Here is a 19,329-nt window from a genome sequence, read left to right as displayed (position 1 = left end):
ATCTATGGGCGCGAGCGCGCCCGGGCATCCGGGACAACGCCGCTCGAAGCGGGTAGTAAGCCGCGGCATGACTGCGCCGTCTCCCGCATGTGCGCCGTGGCTCCGTCATCGAGACTTCGCCAATGACCGCGATCGTTACCCAGTCCCGCTATGTGTACGACTTCGCCGAGGGCTCGCGCGACATGCGTGAGCTGCTCGGGGGCAAAGGGGCCAACATCGCGGAGATGACCCGGGTCCTCGGGCCCGAACTCGTGCCGGCCGGCTTCACGATCTCCACGCAGGCGTGCGTCGCCTTCATGCGCGACGATCGCACCGAGCCCGCCGGACTGGCGGCGCAGGTTGCCGACGGCATCGCGCGCCTCGAGTCCCGCGCGGGACGCCTCCTGGGCGACTCCGCGGACCCGCTGCTCGTGTCCGTGCGCTCCGGCGCGCGTGACTCGATGCCGGGGATGCTCGAGACGATCCTGGACCTCGGCCTCAACGACGAGTCCGTGTTGGGCCTGGCGGCAAGCACCGGCAACGAGCGCCTCGCGTGGGACTCCTACCGGCGCTTCGTGCAGATGTTCGGCAACGTCGTGAGCGGCGTACCGGGGGCGCGCTTCGAGGAGATCCTGCTGGCTGCGCGCCGGCGGGCGGGAGTCCGCGAGGATCGTGAGCTCGGCATCGACGCCCTCAAGGACGTTACGCGCCGCTTTCGCACGCTCTATGAAGCCCACACCGGAGACCCGTTTCCGCAGGACCCACAGCAGCAGTTGCGGCTCGCGATCGCCGCGGTCTTCGACTCCTGGCTGGGCGACCGCGCGGTGCAGTACCGCCGCATCAACCACATCCCGGATGACTGGGGCACCGCCGTCAACGTCCAGCAGATGGTGTTCGGCAACCGCGGCGCGGGCTCGGCCACCGGCGTCGCGTTCTCGCGCGACGAGATCACCGGCGCTCCCGATCCCAGCGGCGACTTCCTGCTCGACGCTCAAGGCGAGGACGTCGTCTCCGGAGTGCGCACGCCGCGCCCGCTGCACGAACTGGCGGACGAGCTGCCCGAGGCGTACGCGCGGTTGGTGAAGATCCTGCGCACGCTCGAGCAGCACTACGGCGACATGCAGGACGTCGAATTCACGGTCGAAGCCGGCCGCCTCTACATGCTGCAGACGCGCAGCGCCAAGCGCCCGGCCCAGGCCGCCGTCCGATTCGCCGTCGACGCGGTCGACGAGGGACTGCTGACCCCCGCACGCGCGCTCGCCACGATCGACGCCGGCGCGCTCGATGCGCTCCTGCATCCGACCTTTGACCCCGATGCCCGCTTCGAGGTGCTGGCACGCGGCGTCGCGGCGTCGCCCGGGGCTGCCAAGGGTGAGGTCGTCTTCACCGCCGAGGAGGCGGTCACGGCCGCCGCGCAGGGCCGCGACGTGATCCTCGCCCGCCCGTTCACCGAGGCCGACGACGTTGCCGGCTTCCACGCCGCCCGCGGCATCCTCACCACCGAGGGCGGCAAGGCCTCCCACGCCGCGCTGGTCGCGCGCGGCATGGGCCGACCGGCCGTGGTGGGCGCCGGCGAGCTCGATATCGACCTGCGGGCGCGAGTGATCCGGATCGGCGACGTTGTCGTCGCCGCCGGCGAGCGGATCGCGATCGACGGCGGCGCCGGCATCGTGACGCGCGACGACGTCCCGCTGGTGGAGCCCGGGCGCAATGCGCGCTTCGAGCGCGTGCTGACGTGGGCGGATGAGTTCCGGCGGCTCGGCGTCCGCGCCAACGCCGACACGCCGGCCGACGCGCTGAAGGCGCTCGAGCACGGCGCCGAGGGCATCGGCCTGTGCCGGACCGAGCACATGTTCATGGCGGCCGACCGCCAGCCGAAGATGCGCGCGATGATCATGGCCCGCACTGAGGCCGAACGCCGCGCCGCCCTGGCCGAGCTCCTGCCGCTGCAGCAGCAGGATTTCGAAGGCCTGTTCGCGGCGATGCCCGGGCGGCCGATCACCATTCGCCTGCTCGACCCGCCGCTGCACGAGTTCCTTCCGGACCGCGTGGAGCTGGCCCAGCGCGTCCAGCGGGCGCGCGACGAGCAGGCGCCGGAGCTGCCGGCGCTCGAGCAGGAGCTCGAACTCGTCCTGCGTCTCGGCGAGGTCAACCCGATGCTCGGGACGCGGGGCTGCCGGCTGGGCATCGTGCACCCCGAGATCTACGAGATGCAGATTGAGGCGATCATGCGCGCCGCCTGCGCGTCGGCACCGCCGCCGCACCTGGAAATCATGATCCCGCTGGTCGACTACGACGCCGAGTTGGTCGAGCTGCTCGACCTCGTCGTCGAAGTCGGCTCGCGCCACGGCCTGACGGCGGGCAAGGACTACCTCGTGGGCACGATGATCGAGCTCCCGCGCGCGTGCTTCGTCGCCGATCGGTTGGCGGTGCATGCGGACTTCTTCTCCTTCGGGACCAACGACCTCACTCAGACCGCGCTCGGCTTCTCGCGCGACGATGTCGAGGCGGGCTTCGTGCCGAGCTACCTCGAACGCCGCCTGCTCGATCGCTCGCCGTTCGAGACGATCGACGAAGCGGGAGTGGGTGCGCTTGTCGAGCTGGCGGTCGCCCGCGGCCGCGCCGGTCGCGCGGACATCGAGCTCGGCATCTGCGGCGAGCACGGCGGCGACCCGGACTCGATCGCGTTCTTCGATCGCGTGGGCCTGGACTACGTCTCATGCTCGCCCTATCGGCTGCCGATCGCGCGTGTCGCGGCCGCGCAGGCCGCGCTCGCTCGGAGCTCGGGCGCTTGACTCAGCGGTGCTTCACCGTGACAGCAGCCGCCATCGTCGCCTTTCGCGCTGCCGGCGTGAAACCGTGAGCGTGAGCGCCGTGCTGCATCGCGAGCGTGACCAGTCCCTCCGGACTGGCCGCATTGAGTGACTCGTGGCAGCGCGTCGGATGAACTTCCGAGCACACAACTTCGAAGGATGCCGACGACCTGCCAGGGCGAACGTGTGCGTTGGTGCGGCGCTCCATGAGCTCAGCTCCAGACGGATGCGTTTCAACGCCGGCCGAGGAGATGGAGCCGGGATCACTGCCGCGGGAGGAATAGGGCGGGGCCTGCCGTCGGACCGTACCACCGCCCACTGTGGACCACAGGGCTCCACTCAGGAGTTGCCGCCGGATCCCGTACAATGCGCCGCGCCGGCGATGAGCGATCAACTACCCAGGCACCTTCGCGTCCTCATCGCCAATGAGCGAAGGGACCGGCTCGACCTCGTCGCCCCGATCGTCGCCAACCTTGGCCATGAGGTCATCGCACGAGAGATCAACGTCGAAGAAGTGGGGCCGCTGACCGCGCGTGAGCGACCCGATGTCGCGCTGGTCGGACTCGGCGCCGACTCGGAGCATGCGCTGGACTTGATCGACCGGATCGTGCAGGAAGCCGCATGTCCCGTGATCGTCCTGCTGCACGGGCCGGATCCCGCGTTCATCAAGCAGGCTTCCAAGCGCGGCGTCTTCGCTCACATCAGCGACACGGACGTCGAGGACTGGCAGAGCTCGATCGACATCGTGCTGCACCGCTTCGCCGAATATCACAGCCTCCAAGGGGCATTCGGGCGCCGGGCGTTGATCGAGCGAGCCAAGGGCATCCTCATGGAACGCCACAACATTGATGAGCCCGCGGCGTTCATGATGCTGCGCGATCAATCCCGGGTCGACAATCGCAAGCTCGTCGATCTTGCGGTTGCGGTCGTCGATGGACATCGGCTGCTTTCCCGGCATCCGGACGCTTCGCGGCGCTAACCCACGCATGGACATCTCTGTCGCGGTCGTCGGGAGCGGCTTCTCCGGCATCGGCCTGGCGATCAACCTGCGCAAGCAGGGCGTCGAGGACTTCGCCGTCCTCGAACGTGGTGCCGGCGTGGGCGGCACCTGGCACTACAACACGTATCCGGGCTGTGCCTGCGACGTCCCGTCGAACCTGTACTCGTTCTCGTTCGCGCCGAATCCGGATTGGTCGCGGACCTATTCACGCCAGCCGGAGATCCGCGCCTACCTCGAGCGGGTCGTGGACGCCTTCGGCGTGCGGCCGAAGATCCGGCTGAACACAGAAGTACTCGAAGCCTCATGGAATGACGAGGCACGCCGCTGGCAGATAGACACAACGGCCGGGAGGTTCACCGCGAAGGTCCTGATCTCCGGCACCGGCCCGCTGGTCGAGCCGCGGATCCCGGACGTCCCGGGCCTCGAGCGCTTCACCGGGCCGGCGATGCATTCCGCGCGCTGGGACCACTCGGTCGACCTGCGCGGGCTGCGGATCGCCTCGATCGGCACCGGCGCCTCCGCGATCCAGTACGTCCCGGAGGTCGCGCCCGATGCGGAGCAGCTCTACGTCTTCCAGCGCACGGCTCCGTGGATCATGCCCCACAGCGCGCGGCCGGTGAAGCCGATCGAGCAGCGCGTGTACCGTCGCTTCCCGGCGGTGCAGCGCGCGGTCCGCGGCGGGATTTATGGTGCGCGCGAGCTGATGGTGCTCGGCTTCGTCAAGCAGCCGCGCGGGATGAAGCTGCTCGAGAAGGTCGCCGGCCGGCACCGCCGGCGAGGCCTCGAAGGCGATGCGGACCTGATCGCGCGCACCACGCCCGACTACACCCTCGGCTGCAAGCGCATCCTGCCGTCCAATGACTGGTATCGGACCCTCACGCGCGAGAACGTCGAGCTGGTCACCGAAGGCGTGGCGGAGATCCGCGAGCGCTCGGTCGTCACCACCGACGGGCGCGAGCTCGAGGTCGACGCGCTGCTCTTCGGCACGGGCTTCCACGTCGTCGACATGCCGGTCGGGCGGCTCGTGCGCGGGCGCGGCGGGCGCGCGCTCGCCGACGTCTGGGACGGCTCCCCGCACGCCCACTTGGGCGCCACGGTGCCGGGCTTCCCGAACCTGTTCATCCTGCTCGGTCCGAACACCGGGCTCGGGCACAGCTCGATGGTCTACATGATCGAGTCCCAGATCGCGTACGTGATGGACGCGCTGAACGCGCTGGGCGACGCCGACATCGTCGAGGTGCGCCCGGAGGTCGAGGCCGCCTACAACGCGGAGGTGCAGCAGCGGATGCAGGGCACCGTCTGGAACACGGGCTGCACGAGCTGGTACCAGGACGCCAAGGGCAACAACCCGATGCTCTGGCCCGACTGGACGTGGCGCTTCCGGCGCCGCACGGCCCGCTTCGACCCGTCGGAGTACCTAATCGAGTCCAGCAACCGCCTTCGAGGGCCTGACCGTCCGGTCTCTGGCGGTCCGCACGTGGCGCCGTGAACGCGCGCGTCCTCATCACCCGCCGGCGCGCCGTCTCAGGCCTGATCGTGCGCCTCATACCTCGGCAGGCAATCGGTTCCGGCTCCAACTCTCTCGGCCGGCGTGGCGTGTGATCGATGACGATCGACGCCGAACGCATCGGCGACCGCGGTCCGGCATGAGCCGGCGCCAGATCCGGGATCGAGAAGACCGGGAAGCCGCGCGTGCGCGCCTCGTCGAGCAGCGCCGGCGGGATCGCCTTGAACGCCACCTCGACACCGAATCCCAGGGCCGCGACACGCGAGCTGGGTGACGAGTTGCCGTTGCGCGCCGGCACGGTGCCGCAAGCGCACCCGTCGTCAACATGACCCAGCCGGGCCCGAGCCAGTTCGCGGGGTGGTCGATCTCGATGCTGCGCGCGCCTCCGACGCGGCGTCGGCGCGCGTCCTCGCCACCCGCGACGAGCTCGAGCCCGCGGTCGCCGTCGAGAGGCTCGGCCAGCGTCAATCGGAGCGGCACCGAGGTCCCGGCCGATGAGACGAGTTCGCGAGTCGCGGCCGTGGCCGCCCGTCTGATCGGACCCTGAGCCCGGCGCGGTGGTGGCCCTCCGGCCGCCGCCGCGTCCGCGGCTACCACCTGATCTTGCGGTTCGCGGAGTGGCTCCGCGCTTCAACGTCCGGGCACGCGCAGCGTAGGCTCGCCCCGTGAGCCTCGGCGACCTCGCGCTGATCGTGGCCGCCGGGCTGGCCGGTCCGCTGCTCGCGGCCGGCCGGCGAGGGTTCGTGCCGGTCGTGGCCGGCGAGATCCTCGCCGGCGTGATCCTCGGCCGCAGCGGCTTCGATGTCATCCACGCCGACGACGCGACGGTGTCGTTTCTGGCGGAGGCGGGCTTCGCGATGCTGATGCTGACCGTGGGGATGCACATCCCGCTGCGCGATCGGCGGCTACGCCGCGCCCTCGGACGCCGCGCGCTGGCGGCGGGCGTTGCCGCGATCGCCGCCTCGTTCGGCGAGCTGTCTGATCGCGACGGCGTGCCTGCGGCGGTGGTCCAGATCGGCCTTCAAGAACACGTCATCACTCCGGCCTTGGGCGCTGCGTTGACACTTGCGGCCCTGACGACGCTCGGCTTCTGCGCTCTCGGAACGGACCTGCTCCGTCGCCGGGCAACGCCATCGGCGAGTGTCCCGCCGACACCGCTCGGGGTGGGCTGATCGGACGGTGAACGGTCGACTCAGCGTGCGCCCTTCGACGCCTCATCCGGCGGTGCACCTCAGCCACCGTTCCAACTGGCTGCGCGCGGCGGTGCTCGGAGCGAATGACGGCATCGTGTCGACGGCATGCCTCGTGCTGGGCGTGGCGGCGTCCGGCGCGTCGGGTGCCGCGATCCGCACCGCCGGGATCGCCGGCCTGGCCGCGGGGGCGTTGTCGATGGCCGGGCGAGTACGTCTCGGTCAGCTCACAACCCGGAGCTGGCGAGCGAGGTGGCGGACGCACTCTCGCGCAAGGGGGCGCTCGCGGCGCATGCGCGCGACGAGCTTGGTCTGGACGAGCGACGACTGGCTCGTCCGTTCCAGGCCGCGTGGACGGCGGCGCTGTCATTCACGGCCGGCGCGGCCTTGCCGCTGGTGGCGGTCGCCGCGTTTCCGCAGCCGTTGCGGATCGGCGGCACGGTGGCGGTGACGTTGATCGCGCTTGGGTGGCTCGGGGATCTCGGGCCGCGGCTCGGTGGGGCTCCGAAGCGCCACGCTTCGATTCGGATCGTCGTGTGGGGCGCCTTCGCCATGGCGTTCACCGCGGGCATCGGCGTGCTCATCGGCACGGTCGCCTGACGCACGGCCCTCAGATGATCGCGGTGTACGCTTGGTTCTCGCTCCGCCTCAACCCACGGCGAGCGAATGCAGTCCCGGCTCCAACCCTTGGCCGGCGTGGGCGCGTCGACGCCGCCACCCGACAGGAGCCGCATGACCGACCTTCTCACCCCACCCGCCCAGCTCGAGCAGCCGCTCTCGGCCGAGGAACTGTCCTCGCTGGACGGCTACTGGCGCGCGGCGAACTACCTCTCGATCGGGCAGATCTACCTGCTCGCCAACCCGCTGTTGCGCGAGCCACTGACGCTGGAGCACGTCAAGCCGCGGCTGCTCGGGCACTGGGGTACGACACCCGGCCTGAACTTCGTCTACGCGCACCTGAACCGGCTGATCCGCGAACGTGACCTGAGCGTGCTGTACGTGACCGGTCCCGGTCACGGCGGACCTGGCCTGGTCGCGAACACGTACCTTGAGGGGACCTACAGCGAGGTATACCCGCACGTCGGCCAGGACGAGGAAGGACTGCGCCGGCTCTTCCGGCAGTTCTCGTTCCCGGGCGGGATCCCGAGCCACGTCGCGCCTGAGACGCCGGGTTCGATCCATGAAGGCGGCGAGCTTGGCTACGCGATGGTCCATGCGCACGGCGCGGCGTTCGATAATCCGGACCTGTTGGTGTGCTGCGTCATCGGCGATGGGGAGGCCGAGACCGGCCCGCTCGCCGCGAGTTGGCATTCGAACAAGTTCCTCAATGCCGCTCGCGACGGCGCGGTGTTGCCGGTGCTGCACCTCAACGGCTACAAGATCGCCAATCCGACGGTCTTGGCGCGGATCGGAGAGCGCGAGCTGCGAGCGTTGCTGGAGGGCTACGGCTATGCGCCGCGGTTCGTCGAGGGCTCAGAGCCCGAGGTCATGCACCAGCTGATGGCGGCCACGCTGGACGAGATCGCCGACGACATCGCCGGCATCCAATCGCGCGCACGCGCGGGGGAGACGACGCGGCCGGCGTGGCCGATGATCGTCCTACGCACGCCGAAGGGCTGGACCGGACCCAAGGTCGTCGACGGGCTCCCGGCCGAGGGCTCGTTCCGCTCGCATCAGGTGCCACTCTCGAATCTCGCTCACGACCCTGAGCACCTGGCGCAGCTTGAGGAGTGGATGCGCTCCTACCGCCCCGAGGAGCTCTTTGACGCCGCGGGCGGTCTGATGCCCGAGCTCGCCGCCCAGGCGCCGCGCGGGAATCGGCGGATGGGGGCCAACCCGCATGCCAATGGCGGCGCCCTCACACGCGAGCTGGAGCTGCCGGACTTCCGCGCTCACGCCGTCGACGTGCTTTCGCCGGCAGAGACGTCGAGCGAGGCGACGCGCGTGCTCGGCGGCTTCCTGCGCGATGTCATGCGGGCCAATCCCGAGACGTTCCGCCTCTTCGGCCCCGACGAGACGGCCTCGAACCGGCTCGGAGCGATCTTTGAGGCGACCGACCGCGCCTGGGAGGCCGAGATCCTGCCCACCGACGACCACCTGGCGCCGGGTGGGCGCGTGATGGAGGTGCTCAGCGAGCACCTCTGCCAAGGCTGGCTGGAGGGCTATCTGCTGACCGGTCGCCACGGGCTGTTCTCGTGCTACGAGGCGTTCATCCACATCATCGACTCGATGTTCAACCAGCACGCCAAATGGTTGAAGGTCACGCGTGACATCCCGTGGCGCCGTCCGATCCCGTCGTTGAACTACCTGCTCACGTCGCACGTGTGGCGCCAGGACCACAACGGCTTCTCCCACCAAGATCCTGGCTTCATCGACCACGTCGTCAACAAGAAGGCCGAGATCGTCCGCGTCTACCTCCCGCCGGACGCCAACTGCCTGCTCTCGGTGGCCGACCACTGCCTGCGCTCGCGCGACTACGTCAACGTGATCGTCGCCGGCAAGCAGCCGGCACTCGACTACCTCACGATCGACGAAGCCATCGCCCACTGCACCCGGGGTCTTGGAATCTGGGAGTGGGCGAGCAACGATGACGGGCTCGAGCCCGACGTCGTCCTGGCCTGCGCGGGGGACATCCCGACGCTCGAGACCGTCGCCGCCGCGGCGCTCCTGCGCCAGCACCTCCCGGAGCTGCGAGTGCGCGTGATCAACGTCGTCGACCTGATGCGTCTGCAGCCCGAAAGCGAGCATCCGCACGGGCTCTCGGACAGCCAGTTCGACGCGTTGTTCACGACCGACCGCCCCGTGATCTTCGCCTACCACGGCTACCCGTGGCTGATCCACCGGCTCACCTACCGCCGCCACAACCACCCCAACCTCCACGTCCGCGGCTACAAGGAGGAGGGCACCACGACGACGCCCTTCGACATCCTGATGCTCAACGACCTCGACCGCTTCCACCTGGTCATCGATGTCATCGACCGAGTCCCGACGCTCGGTACGCGCTGCGCCGGCCTGCGGCAGGCGATGGTCGACGAGCGCCTGCGCCACCGCGCATACACCCGCGAGTGCGGCGACGACCCGGCGGACATCCGCGAGTGGACATGGCCGGCATGAGCGCCCTCGTCCTCTATGCCAGCACCCACGGGCACACGGCCAAGATCGCGACTCGCGTCTCGGAGTGCTCGGAGACGGAGATCTCCGCGACGTCGCCTCGGCGGGCGGACTCGAGCTAGGGGACTACGACGCGGTCGTCGTCGGTGCCTCGATCCACGTCGGTCACCATCAGAAGCAGCTCGTCGAGTGGTGTGCGCGCCAGGCGAGTGTCCTGAACGCGATGCCCTCCGCGTTTTTCTCGGTGTGCCTCACCGCTGCGGACGACACCGAGGAGTCGCGTGAGGCCACCAGCGGCTACCTCGCGGACTTCGAAGCGCGAACGGGCTGGACGCCCCGCCTGCGGGCAACCTTCGCCGGAGCCTTGCAATATCGCGAGTACGACTTCGCGACACGCCTGCTCATGCGACTGCTGATGAAGCACCAAGACCACCCGACCGATGCGAGTCGGGACTACGACTTCACCGACTGGGCGGCGGTCGACGAGTTCGCGCGTGCCTGCGTGGCACTGCCGGCCGGTGCGGTCTGAGCACGACCGGTCACGGCGACGTGCTCGATGGCCTGGGCTACAGCGCGTTCTTTGGCTTCGAGGGACATGGGCCCCGGATGTCCAACGCCGGGCCACGGCGTCAAGAGGAGGAGCAGACGTGTCTCCGACAAGGCCCGCACGGCGTGACGCTCGCCCGGCTCGAACTCCGCGGTCATGCCCGGGACGCCGCCAACGAGTTCTCCGGTCGCGGTCGTTATCGCGCACTCGCCACTGACGACCGAGACCAACGCTCGCTCATGCACCTGGTGGTCTTGGAGGCTCTCACCCGCCGGGACACCAGCGCGATCGCGCGGCCGTCCTTCGTCGAGGAAAGGATCCGTGGCGCATGTGGCTTCAAGTCCAGGTGGTTCAGGTTCCAGCACTTCATGCAGTCTCCTAGGCGAGTACGGCCCGCAACCCTGTCAGCCAGGTCCGCGGCGGCCGTCGGTAGTTGTCCGCCGCCGTCGCCGGCGTTCTACGCGGGCGACCTTGTCACTGCGGCACGCCGACCGACCGTTTGGGTAGCAGCCGGTGCCCGTCGACGATGGCCGTAGCCAGGTCGATCAGCTTGCGGTTGGAGATCCGGGAGTGCTCGCGCAGCAGTTCGAAGGCTTCCGCCTCGCCGATCCCATGGCGCTCCATGAGGATGCCCTTGGCGCGTTCGATCAGCGCGCGCCGCCCGAATGCGCCTTCGAGGGCGTGGTACTCGGCAAAGCGGCGCAGCACGATGTCGATCGAGCTCTGCCAGTCCTCGACGTCCGCGTCGCTGATGTGGGCGAAGACGCCACGCTTGGACGCCTCTTTGATGAACGCCGGATCGCGCGCGTGCAGAAGGACGACGACCGGGCAGGCAGCCTCGTGCACGATCTTGTCGATCAGGTCCAAGGCGTGCTGTGAGCTCTCACCGAGGCCGACGAGCGCGACGTCGGGCCGTTCTCGCGCGGTTACCGCACCTACGTCCGCGACATCGATCTCGCGTGCGATCACTTCATGCCCCAGGGCAGCCACGATCGGCGCGACGAGCGCAAGGCGATCCTTGCGCTCGTTGGCGATCAGGACCCGCAGGTGATCGGTGTCGTGATAGGTCATGGGAGGCCCACCAACACAAGCTTAAGCGCACGAGGAGCGCGCCGATAGGGACGTGAGGGCCAGTCCCCGCCCTCGCCTGACCAGCGCGGCGGCCGCTGCGGCTTTCCCGCAACGAGTCAGCGCCGGATTGCGGACGCGCGGGCTGTCGTTTGCCGGTGAGATGAAGACCAGCTCTACCAGGCAACGCGGTTCAAGGCGAGATCGGATGCGCAAGCCCCTCCAGTACGGCGGCATCGCCGCCAGCATCGTCCTCATCGCCTTCGGCATCGGCGCCATCTTCACCGGGTTCGACGGGCGCAGCCAGGTGCGCACGGATCTGGCCGCCGAGCAGATCGTCGGTACCGATGACTCGACGATCCCCGGGCAGCTGGTCGACACGGGCAGCGAGGCGCAGGCCTTCGCGGCCATCATGCGCCACCACACGCTCGAGGCCACCGCCGGCAAGACCTACTCGCAGATGGGCCAGTACCTCGACGCCAAGGGCAACCCCACCGACGACAAGGCCCTGGCGGCCGTCGACCCGCAGACCAAGAAGCCGGTCGCCAACCAGGCGCGTCAGATCTGGGTCACCGAGATCGCGCTGACGACCGCGCTCAACACCGCCTTCTTCGCCGAACGCGTGGCCACCTTCGCGATCGTCATGGGCTTCGCCCTGCTGCTCAGTGGCATCGGCTTCGCCGTCCTCACCCTGGCGGCGCTTATCCCAGCGGGTGCCCGCAAACGTGAGCGCTCAGCAACCGCCGCCGCTGTCCCCGTCGCGTAGCGGCGCCTCGCTGGTTCCATCAGCCTCCCGCCCCGGCCTGACCCGCCGGGGCATTACACCCGTCGCGAGGACCAGAGCACGGCGGCCAAGACCAGCGACACGATCGATGCCACCAGGCCGATCAGCCATCCCTGAGAGTCCTGCGAGTCCATGATGGCGGCGATGACCACCGCGATGCCGACGATGCCCGCCGTGGCGACGACTCGCATCAGCGGCGCCTCCAGCGGCAGCCGCTTACGGCGATTCGGGATCATCACGCCGGGGCTCTCGGAGCTCGGGTTCCGGCGGTCCTCCCGGGCTTGTCGTCTGGCTTCTCGCTCGCCACGGGGGTCCCTGGAGGCGGCGCGTTGATCTTCGACTGCGGCATCGCGCACGACGCGAACCGGTTCGGGGATCACGCCGGGGACCGGGGAGCCGGTCGGCTCGGTGGAGTGCTCGGTCGGCATGTCAGCGACCTTCCCGAGCGTGGGTCGCCAATCGCGGCGTCCCTACGCTCCGTAGGGGTTTGGCTGTTCCGTCGCTGAGGCGATTCGTAGGAGCGGTGAACGGGCCCTGTGCACTCGATTCTACCCGTGACTGCACCTTGCTAGGCGGTGCGCGGTGGTAGTCTCGAAGGTGCCCCGCTTTCATCTCTCGGCGGGGCGATGGTTCCGGCTCCAACCCTTGGCCGGCGTTGCGCATGACCGGACGACGGTCGGCGTACAACGCAAGCGCCAGGAGCCCGAATGTCCGTCACCGCACCGCAGCGTGTGAGTAGTCCGGAGCCGCCGGAACCCGAAGCCGCGCATCTGCAGGCCGGACTCCAGCAGCGACATCTGACGATGATCGCTCTCGGCGGGGTGATCGGCGCCGGGCTGTTCGTCGGGTCGGGCGCGGTGATCAGCGTCACCGGGCCGGCCGCGATCCTCTCCTACGTCCTCGCCGGCGTCCTGGTGGTGCTGGTGATGCGGATGCTCGGCGAGATGGCCGCAGCCCATCCGACGCTGGGCTCGTTCACTGAACTGATCCGCCGCTCACTGGGTGAAGGGGCGGGCTTCACGAGCGGGTGGCTGTATTGGTACTTCTGGGTGATCGTCGTCGGCTTCGAGGCGGTGGCGGGAGCGAGCATCCTGCAGCGCTGGATCGACGGGCCGTTGTGGCTGATGGCGCTCGTCCTGACGATCCTGATGACCGCGACCAACATGTGGTCGGTCCGCGCCTACGGGGAGTTCGAGTTCTGGTTCGCCTCGATCAAGGTCGTCACGATCATCGTCTTCCTGGTCATCGGCGCGGCCTACGTCCTGGGTCTGTGGCCCGACAAGGGCCCGAGCTTCAGCAACCTGACCGCGCACGACGGCTTCATCCCTAAAGGGGCGGTCGCGATCTTCAGCGGGATCGTGGTGGTGATCTTCTCGATGGTCGGGGCGGAGATCGTGACGATCGCCGCCGCGGAGGCAAAGAACCCGGAGAAGGCGATCGCCAAGGCGACCAACGCCGTGGTCTCACGCATCCTGCTCTTCTTCGTCGGCTCGATCGTCCTGCTGGTCACGATCCTGCCGTGGAACGACGCGAAGCTCGGCGACTCGCCCTACGTCGCCGCGTTCGACGTGATGGGCATTCCGGGCGCCGCCGACATCATGAACGCGGTCGTCCTGACGGCCGTGCTGTCGTGTCTGAACTCCGGGATCTACACCGCGTCGCGCGTGCTGCTCTCGCTCAGCCGCAACGGTGACGCGCCGCACTCGCTGCTCGCGGTCAATGCGCGTGGCGTGCCGGTCAAAGCGATCCTTTCGTGCACGGGCGTGGCCTACGTGGGGATCGCGCTGGCCTACATCTCGCCGGACACGGTGTTCCTGTTCCTCCTGAACTCGTCCGGGGCGATCGTGCTGTTCGTCTATTTCCTGATCTGCGCTGCGCAGCTCCGGATGCGCCGGCAACTCGAACGCGAGAGCCCGGAGCTGATCCGCGTGCGGATGTGGTTGTTTCCCGGGCTCACCTACCTCGCGATGGTCGCCATCGTGGTGGTTGTCGGGTCGATGTGGTTCATCGAGGGCAGCCGCTCGCAGCTGGTGCTGAGCCTCATCTCACTGGCGGTCGTGAGCGGGGCGTACATGCTCCGGCGGCGGCGCGGCGTACCCGCCCTGGCGACCTGATGGACCCCTGCTTGCGCTCGGCCGTCGAGCTGCGTTCCGCGCTGGCGGTTGGAGAGGTCTCGGCGGTCGAGGTGCTCGAGGCGGTGTTGGGCCGCGCCGACCGTCTCGCTGGGCCTATCAACCCGTTCGCCGTGCGATTGGACGAGCGAGCCAGGAGCGCCGCCTCGGCGGCGGATGCGGACCTGACGCTTGGGGGCGGCGGGCCACTGTGCGGCGTGCCGGTCACGATCAAGGACTCGCACTACCTGGCCGGCGTGAGCGCGGCGTCCGGGTCGCGCGCTCTCGAGGCCTTCATCCCGGCTGAGAGCTCGGCCGCGGTCGAGCGGCTCGAAGCGGCCGGAGCGGTCATTTTCGCCAAGACAACGACGCCGGAGTTCTGTTACTTCGGGATTACCGACTCGCCGGTGAACGGACGCACGAGCAACCCGTGGGACCTCGGCCGCACGCCCGGCGGGTCTTCCGGCGGAGCGGGCGCCGCAGTCGCGGCCGGCCTCGGCCCGCTCGCGCTCGGCGGCGACGGGGGCGGCTCGATTCGCATCCCGGCGGCCTTCTGCGGGCTCGTCGGGTTCAAGCCGACGTTCGGACTCGTCCCTCGCGAGCCGTGCGCGGTGGGCTGGAAGACGCTGGTCGCCTATGGCCCGATGGCGCGCTCGGTGGCCGACGCACGGCTCATGCTCCGAGCGCTCGCCGGATGGCATCCTCGCGACCGGCACAGCCTCGACGTCGACGCTCTCGACACCCCCGTCGCCGACCCGCACGGACTGCGAGTCGTGGCATCAGAGGATCTGGGGTTCGCGCCGCTCGACGACGACGTGCGAGCAGCCTTCCGGTCCGTCGTCGCGCTGCTCGAGGACGCCGGCGCACAGATCGTCGACGACACGACCGGTCTGGGGTCGTCCGTCATGACGTGGTCCACGATCGCGACGGCCGAGGCCAGACATTCCGAAGCCTCCTCGTTCGAGCATCACCATGCCCTGCTCGGCGAGGCAGCCGCCGAGTTCATGGCGCACGGCGGCCGTGTGACGCGCGAGCAGTACGTGAGCGCGCAGATGGCGAGGGAACCGATCCATCGCGCCTACGTCGATCTCTTCGACCGATCGGGCGCGTCCGTCTTGCTGACACCTACCCTCGGCCTCGAGGCCTTCGCGCACGGGTCGGCGCACCCGCGGCGGGTCGGCGGGGTCCCGATCGAAGCCCCATGGCTGGACTGGTGCGGGTTTCTCTATGACGCCAATCTGGCCGGCTTGCCGGCCTGCGCGGTGCCCGTCGGGTTCGGCGACGACGGCCTGCCCGTCTCGGTGCAGGTACTCGGTCCACGCGGGAGCGACGGCGCCGTGCTTGCGGCGGCAGAGGCCATCGAGCGACTCGTCGACTTCAGCGCCCGTCCAACCGAACTCGAAACCCTGGAGAAGTGACCATGTCCAAGAGCCCTGTCGTCCACGCCCCCGCCGACCCGACGCTGCGCGGCATCGCCGAGATCCGGCAGTTCTTCCGCACCAACGAGACGCCGATCTACTTCATCTCTCCAACGGCGTTCAATTTGCTGGGGATCGACCGGTGGGTCCGCAATTTCTTCTACGTCACCTTCTTTGACTCATTCGAGGGCGGCCATCCGCGCGTCGTCGTGCCCACCGATCGCACGCACCGCGAGTTCACGTCGATCGAGGACGTCTGCAACCACCTCCTGCGCGACCCCGAGATCCTCGCGTGGATGGCAGCGCGAGGGCCTGGCGGGAAAGCCGCGTTCGTCATGTTCGACGGTGAGACCGAGGCGCTGGCGGCCAAGGCCGGCCTAGAGGTCATCCATCCCCCGGCCGAGCTGCGCTCCCGGCTGGACTCAAAGCTGGTGACGACCCGGCTCGCCGAGGAGGCCGGCCTGCCGAGCGTGCCCAACACGATGGCGTGGGCATCGACCTACCAGGAGCTGCAGACGCTCGCGGGCGCGGCATCGCTGGGTGACGATCTCGTCGTCCAGACGGCGTACGGCGACTCGGGGAAGACGACGTTCTTCATCCGCGGCCAGCGTGACTGGGACCGCCATGCGGAGAAGCTCGTCGGCGGCGAGCTGAAGATCATGAAGCGCATCAACAACTTCGAGGTGTGCCTGGAAGCGTGCTTGACCCGCTGCGGCACCGTCGTCGGGCCGTTCATGACCAGCATGATCGGCTGTCCCGAACTGACGCCGTACCAGGGCGGATGGTGCGGGAACGACATCTATCACGACGCGCTGCCGAAGGTGCATCGCGCGCGAGCCCGCGACCTCACCGAGAAGCTCGGCAACCGGCTCTCGCAAGAGGGCTACCGGGGGTTCTTCGAGGTTGACTTCCTCGTCGACAAGGACTCGGGTGAGCTGTATCTGGGCGAGCTCAACCCGCGCCTCAGCGGCATCAGCTCGATGACGAACGTGACCGCCGGCGCCTATGCGGACATGCCGCTGTTCCTGTTCCACCTGCTCGAGTACATGGACATTCCGTACGAGATCGACGTGGCTGACATCAACCGCCGCTGGGCGCAGAGTGCCGGTGACGACGTCTGGAGTCAGATCATCATCAAGGAGACCCACCCCGAGATCGAGCTCCTGACCGCCGCGCCGAAGACGGGAGTGTGGCGGCTCGACGAGCGGGGGAGGATCTCGTTCGGGCGCTGGGCCAACGACTGGCACAGCCTGATCGACGAGGGTGAGGCGTTCTATCTGAGCATCGCTACCCGCGGGGAGTACCGCTACAAGGGCGCCGACCTCGGCATCCTCGTCGCGCGCGGGCGCATGCAGAACGACGACGGCGAGCTGACCGAGCGGTGCCACGAGTGGATCGACGCGCTCAAGGCGCAGTTCGCCGGCACACCGGTGGCCCCGGACGAGCCTGCCGCGCGGGTGCCCCTGGTCGCCCTCAAGCAGCCGGGGTAGCAATATGACAAGCCTCGGTTGCTACTTTGGCAGAAATGGATTGGCAGAAGTGCGCTGAGGACGCCGCCACGCGGTACATCGCCGATATCGCAGTGCGCGAGCTGGTCCTGGCTGAGATCCGGGGCGCCGAACGATCCGCCGACCCGGGCCCACGCTCGAGTGACGTCGCCTTCCACGCAGTCCGCGAAGACGGGCTGCGACGCCTGTTTGATCAGCGTTGGCCCGCGTATCGGCGCTGGTACCTGCAAGACGGTGCAGCCCGCCCCTCACTGGCGGAGGCGCGAGCGGCCCTTGAGCGTCACATGCCGGAGCTCGTGCCGGCGTGGTCTGCTCTGGTCGCCGCGGTCGGCGCCGACGAGCTCGGCGCGCGGATGCTGACGCTGTACGACCCGCCACCGCTGCTGAGCGGCTGCTCGCAGGCTGCGCTCGAAGGGGGCGCGGCGCTGGTGCGCAACTACGACTACGACCCGCACCTGTTCGATGCCGTCGTGCTGCACACGCAGCTCGCCAATACGCGCGTGGTCGGCATGGCCGACCAGTTGTGGGGCCTGCTCGACGGCGTCAACGATCACGGGCTGGCGATGTCGTTCACGTTCGGCGGGCGCCGGTGTGCAGGTCGCGGGTTCAGCATCCCGATCGTTGTGCGCTACGTGCTGGAGACGTGCGCGACTGTCGCCGACGGCGTCGCGGCGCTGAAACGCATCCCGGTGCAGGCGGCGTACAACGTCACGCTCCTCGACCGCCACGGCGACCACGCGACGGTCTGGCTCGCTCCCGGCGAGGCGACGCGCGTGACCGAGCACCGGGTGGCCACGAACCACCAAGGCGTCGTGGACTGGCCCGAGTACGCGCGCTGGACGCGCACGGTCGAGCGCTTCGACCACCTCGATGGGCTGCTGGACCGCGACGCCGAGGCCGTGCTCGCCGGCATGCTGCAGCCGCCGCTGCGCAGCGCCGATTACGAAGGTGGGTTCGGAACGCTGTACACGGCCGTCTATCGACCCGAAAGCGGCGAGGTGGCGTACCACTGGCCGGGTGCAACCTGGCGACACTCGCTCGAGGTCTTCCACGAAGGTGCGTTCGACGTCGAACTCGAGACCGCGGTGACGCTGGCATGAGCCGCCGCCAGATCTTCGAGGACGTCGCGGCCGGCCGCCTGGAGCCGATCGATGCCGTTCGTCTGCTCGACGTTCCCGGTGGTCGCCCGCGGGGGGTGCGCATACGGTCGGCCTACCACGCGATCGAAGTGGAGGCCGATCCGGCAGTCGCCGACCTCGTCGTGGCGGACGGAACGCACCACGTCAAGCGCCAGGGCGACGTGCTCGTCGTCAGCGACGCGACGTCCGAGGGCTCTCGCTTCGGCACGTGGCACGGCGGCGACCGGCTCGCGGTGCGCGTGAACCCGGAACTCGACGTGGACGTCGAAGTGACCGGGGCGCTGCTCACGGTCCGCGGCATGAATGGAGCGCTGCGCGCGGTCGTGCAGGCCGGCAGCGCCGGGATCGAAGGCGTATCGGGAGCTCTGGACCTCCGGGTGACGGCGGGCTCCGCGGGGATCTCCGGGTCACCGCGCGACGGGGACTGGCGGCTCCGCAGCGAGAGCGCATCGATCGAACTCGTGCTCGACGCGGGCGCCGACGCGACGGTCGCGGTGACCGGCCGACATTCGCGCGTCGACGCCCTCGGCTCAGAGACGCACGCGGTGCTCGGATCGGGGAGCCGGGCCATCGACATCGAGGCCGCGTTCTCCGATGTCGTCGTCAGGACGACATGAGCCACGAGCATCGCCGCCCTCCGGCCGACTGCCCGGCGTGTCGTTCGGAGCTTCTCGTCACCCGGCTCTCGTGCACCGCGTGCGGTACTGAGGTCACCGGCTCGTTCACGACGTGCCCGTTCTGTGCTCAGGACGCCGCCGACCGCGCCCTCCTGGAGCTCTTTCTGCTGTCGCGCGGCAACCTCAAGGAGGTCGAGCGCCGGCTCGGCGTCAGTTACCCGACGGCCCGAGCCCGCATCGACGCGATGATCGACCGGCTCGGACTGCGCTCACAGGAGCGCCGGCGCCTCGAAACGCTCGAGGCGCTCGCGCGCGGGGAGATCGACGTCGACGCGGCAATGGCCGCGATCGGCGAAGCCGACTGAGAGCTAGACGGCGACGCGCGTCGCGTTCGGGGCGTCGCTGAACAGGTCCTGGAGTGGGCGGCCGGCCTCGCGCGGGAGCAAGAGAACGGGGCACTGTGAGGCGTCAACGAGCCGGCGCGAGACGCCGCCGAGCAGCACGCTGCGGAGTGGGCCGTAGCCGCGGGAGCCGCAG

16 protein-coding genes and 1 pseudogene are annotated in these 19,329 nt (G+C 69.2%); 14 read left to right on the top strand and 3 right to left on the bottom strand.

Annotation, left to right across the window (positions count from 1 at the left end; genetic code table 11):
* Nucleotides 1-122: 122 nt before the first annotated feature.
* From ppdK to OM076_RS32005, 7 genes and pseudogenes are all read left to right on the top strand, one after another.
* A complete protein-coding gene (ppdK, locus tag OM076_RS32035) occupies nt 123-2,774 on the top strand; it encodes a pyruvate, phosphate dikinase (RefSeq protein WP_270044220.1) in 2,652 nt (883 codons plus the stop codon).
* Between the two features lie 400 nt (nt 2,775-3,174).
* Complete coding sequence (locus tag OM076_RS32030; RefSeq protein ID WP_270044219.1) at nt 3,175-3,771, top strand: ANTAR domain-containing response regulator; 597 nt, start codon at nt 3,175-3,177, stop codon at nt 3,769-3,771.
* A gap of 7 nt (nt 3,772-3,778) precedes the next feature.
* The gene (locus OM076_RS32025; protein ID WP_270044218.1) at nt 3,779-5,281 is read left to right on the top strand and encodes a flavin-containing monooxygenase; all 1,503 of its coding nucleotides are present in this window, start codon (nt 3,779-3,781) and stop codon (nt 5,279-5,281) included.
* Nucleotides 5,282-5,964: 683 nt separating this feature from the next.
* Entirely contained in the window at nt 5,965-6,471 is a 507-nt protein-coding gene (locus OM076_RS32020) for a cation:proton antiporter domain-containing protein (protein WP_270044217.1), read from the top strand.
* A 25-nt stretch (nt 6,472-6,496) separates the two neighbouring features.
* Nucleotides 6,497-7,089 (top strand): annotated as a pseudogene (locus OM076_RS46995) (VIT1/CCC1 transporter family protein).
* Between the two features lie 132 nt (nt 7,090-7,221).
* A complete protein-coding gene (locus OM076_RS32010; RefSeq protein WP_270044215.1) occupies nt 7,222-9,603 on the top strand; it encodes a phosphoketolase family protein in 2,382 nt (793 codons plus the stop codon).
* Between the two features lie 64 nt (nt 9,604-9,667).
* A complete protein-coding gene (locus OM076_RS32005; protein WP_270044214.1) occupies nt 9,668-10,129 on the top strand; it encodes a flavodoxin domain-containing protein in 462 nt (153 codons plus the stop codon).
* A gap of 492 nt (nt 10,130-10,621) precedes the next feature.
* On the opposite strand, the gene OM076_RS32000 is transcribed toward OM076_RS32005, so the two are convergent.
* Complete coding sequence (locus OM076_RS32000; RefSeq protein ID WP_270044213.1) at nt 10,622-11,218, bottom strand: ANTAR domain-containing response regulator; 597 nt, start codon at nt 11,216-11,218, stop codon at nt 10,622-10,624.
* 205 nt (nt 11,219-11,423) lie between these two features.
* Between OM076_RS32000 and OM076_RS31995 the strand changes: the two genes are divergently transcribed.
* The gene (locus OM076_RS31995; RefSeq protein WP_270044212.1) at nt 11,424-11,981 is read left to right on the top strand and encodes a hypothetical protein; all 558 of its coding nucleotides are present in this window, start codon (nt 11,424-11,426) and stop codon (nt 11,979-11,981) included.
* Between the two features lie 53 nt (nt 11,982-12,034).
* On the opposite strand, the gene OM076_RS31990 is transcribed toward OM076_RS31995, so the two are convergent.
* Nucleotides 12,035-12,427 (bottom strand): hypothetical protein, encoded by a 393-nt coding sequence (locus OM076_RS31990; RefSeq protein ID WP_270044211.1) that lies wholly within the window; start codon nt 12,425-12,427, stop codon nt 12,035-12,037.
* A gap of 279 nt (nt 12,428-12,706) precedes the next feature.
* On the opposite strand from OM076_RS31990, the gene OM076_RS31985 reads away from it, so the two are divergent.
* The 6 genes from OM076_RS31985 to OM076_RS31960 all read left to right on the top strand — a co-directional run bounded on the left by OM076_RS31985 (nt 12,707) and on the right by OM076_RS31960 (nt 19,157).
* Nucleotides 12,707-14,113, top strand: a complete 1,407-nt coding sequence (locus OM076_RS31985; protein ID WP_270044210.1) for an amino acid permease — start codon at nt 12,707-12,709, stop codon at nt 14,111-14,113.
* Complete coding sequence (locus OM076_RS31980) at nt 14,113-15,528, top strand: amidase (protein WP_270044209.1); 1,416 nt, start codon at nt 14,113-14,115, stop codon at nt 15,526-15,528. Before OM076_RS31985 ends, OM076_RS31980 begins: the two co-directional genes overlap by 1 nt.
* Nucleotides 15,529-15,530: 2 nt before the next feature.
* Nucleotides 15,531-17,018, top strand: a complete 1,488-nt coding sequence (locus tag OM076_RS31975; protein ID WP_270044208.1) for a biotin carboxylase — start codon at nt 15,531-15,533, stop codon at nt 17,016-17,018.
* Nucleotides 17,019-17,119: 101 nt separating this feature from the next.
* Nucleotides 17,120-18,136 (top strand): C45 family autoproteolytic acyltransferase/hydrolase, encoded by a 1,017-nt coding sequence (locus OM076_RS31970; RefSeq protein WP_372518110.1) that lies wholly within the window; start codon nt 17,120-17,122, stop codon nt 18,134-18,136.
* Complete coding sequence (locus tag OM076_RS31965) at nt 18,133-18,792, top strand: hypothetical protein (protein WP_270044206.1); 660 nt, start codon at nt 18,133-18,135, stop codon at nt 18,790-18,792. The genes OM076_RS31970 and OM076_RS31965 overlap by 4 nt, the downstream gene beginning before the upstream one ends.
* Nucleotides 18,789-19,157: a DUF2089 domain-containing protein gene (locus OM076_RS31960; protein ID WP_270044205.1), complete on the top strand. Its 369-nt coding sequence runs from the start codon at nt 18,789-18,791 to the stop codon at nt 19,155-19,157. Before OM076_RS31965 ends, OM076_RS31960 begins: the two co-directional genes overlap by 4 nt.
* 3 nt (nt 19,158-19,160) lie before the next feature.
* Here OM076_RS31960 and OM076_RS46990 read toward each other — a convergent pair.
* On the bottom strand, nt 19,161-19,329 hold a 169-nt coding region (locus OM076_RS46990), incomplete at its 5' end, for a universal stress protein (RefSeq protein WP_372518109.1).

The sequence above is a fragment of the Solirubrobacter ginsenosidimutans genome (genome assembly GCF_027587205.1).
Note: the sequence above shows the minus strand (reverse complement) of the source record. Positions and strands in the feature narration are given on the sequence as shown.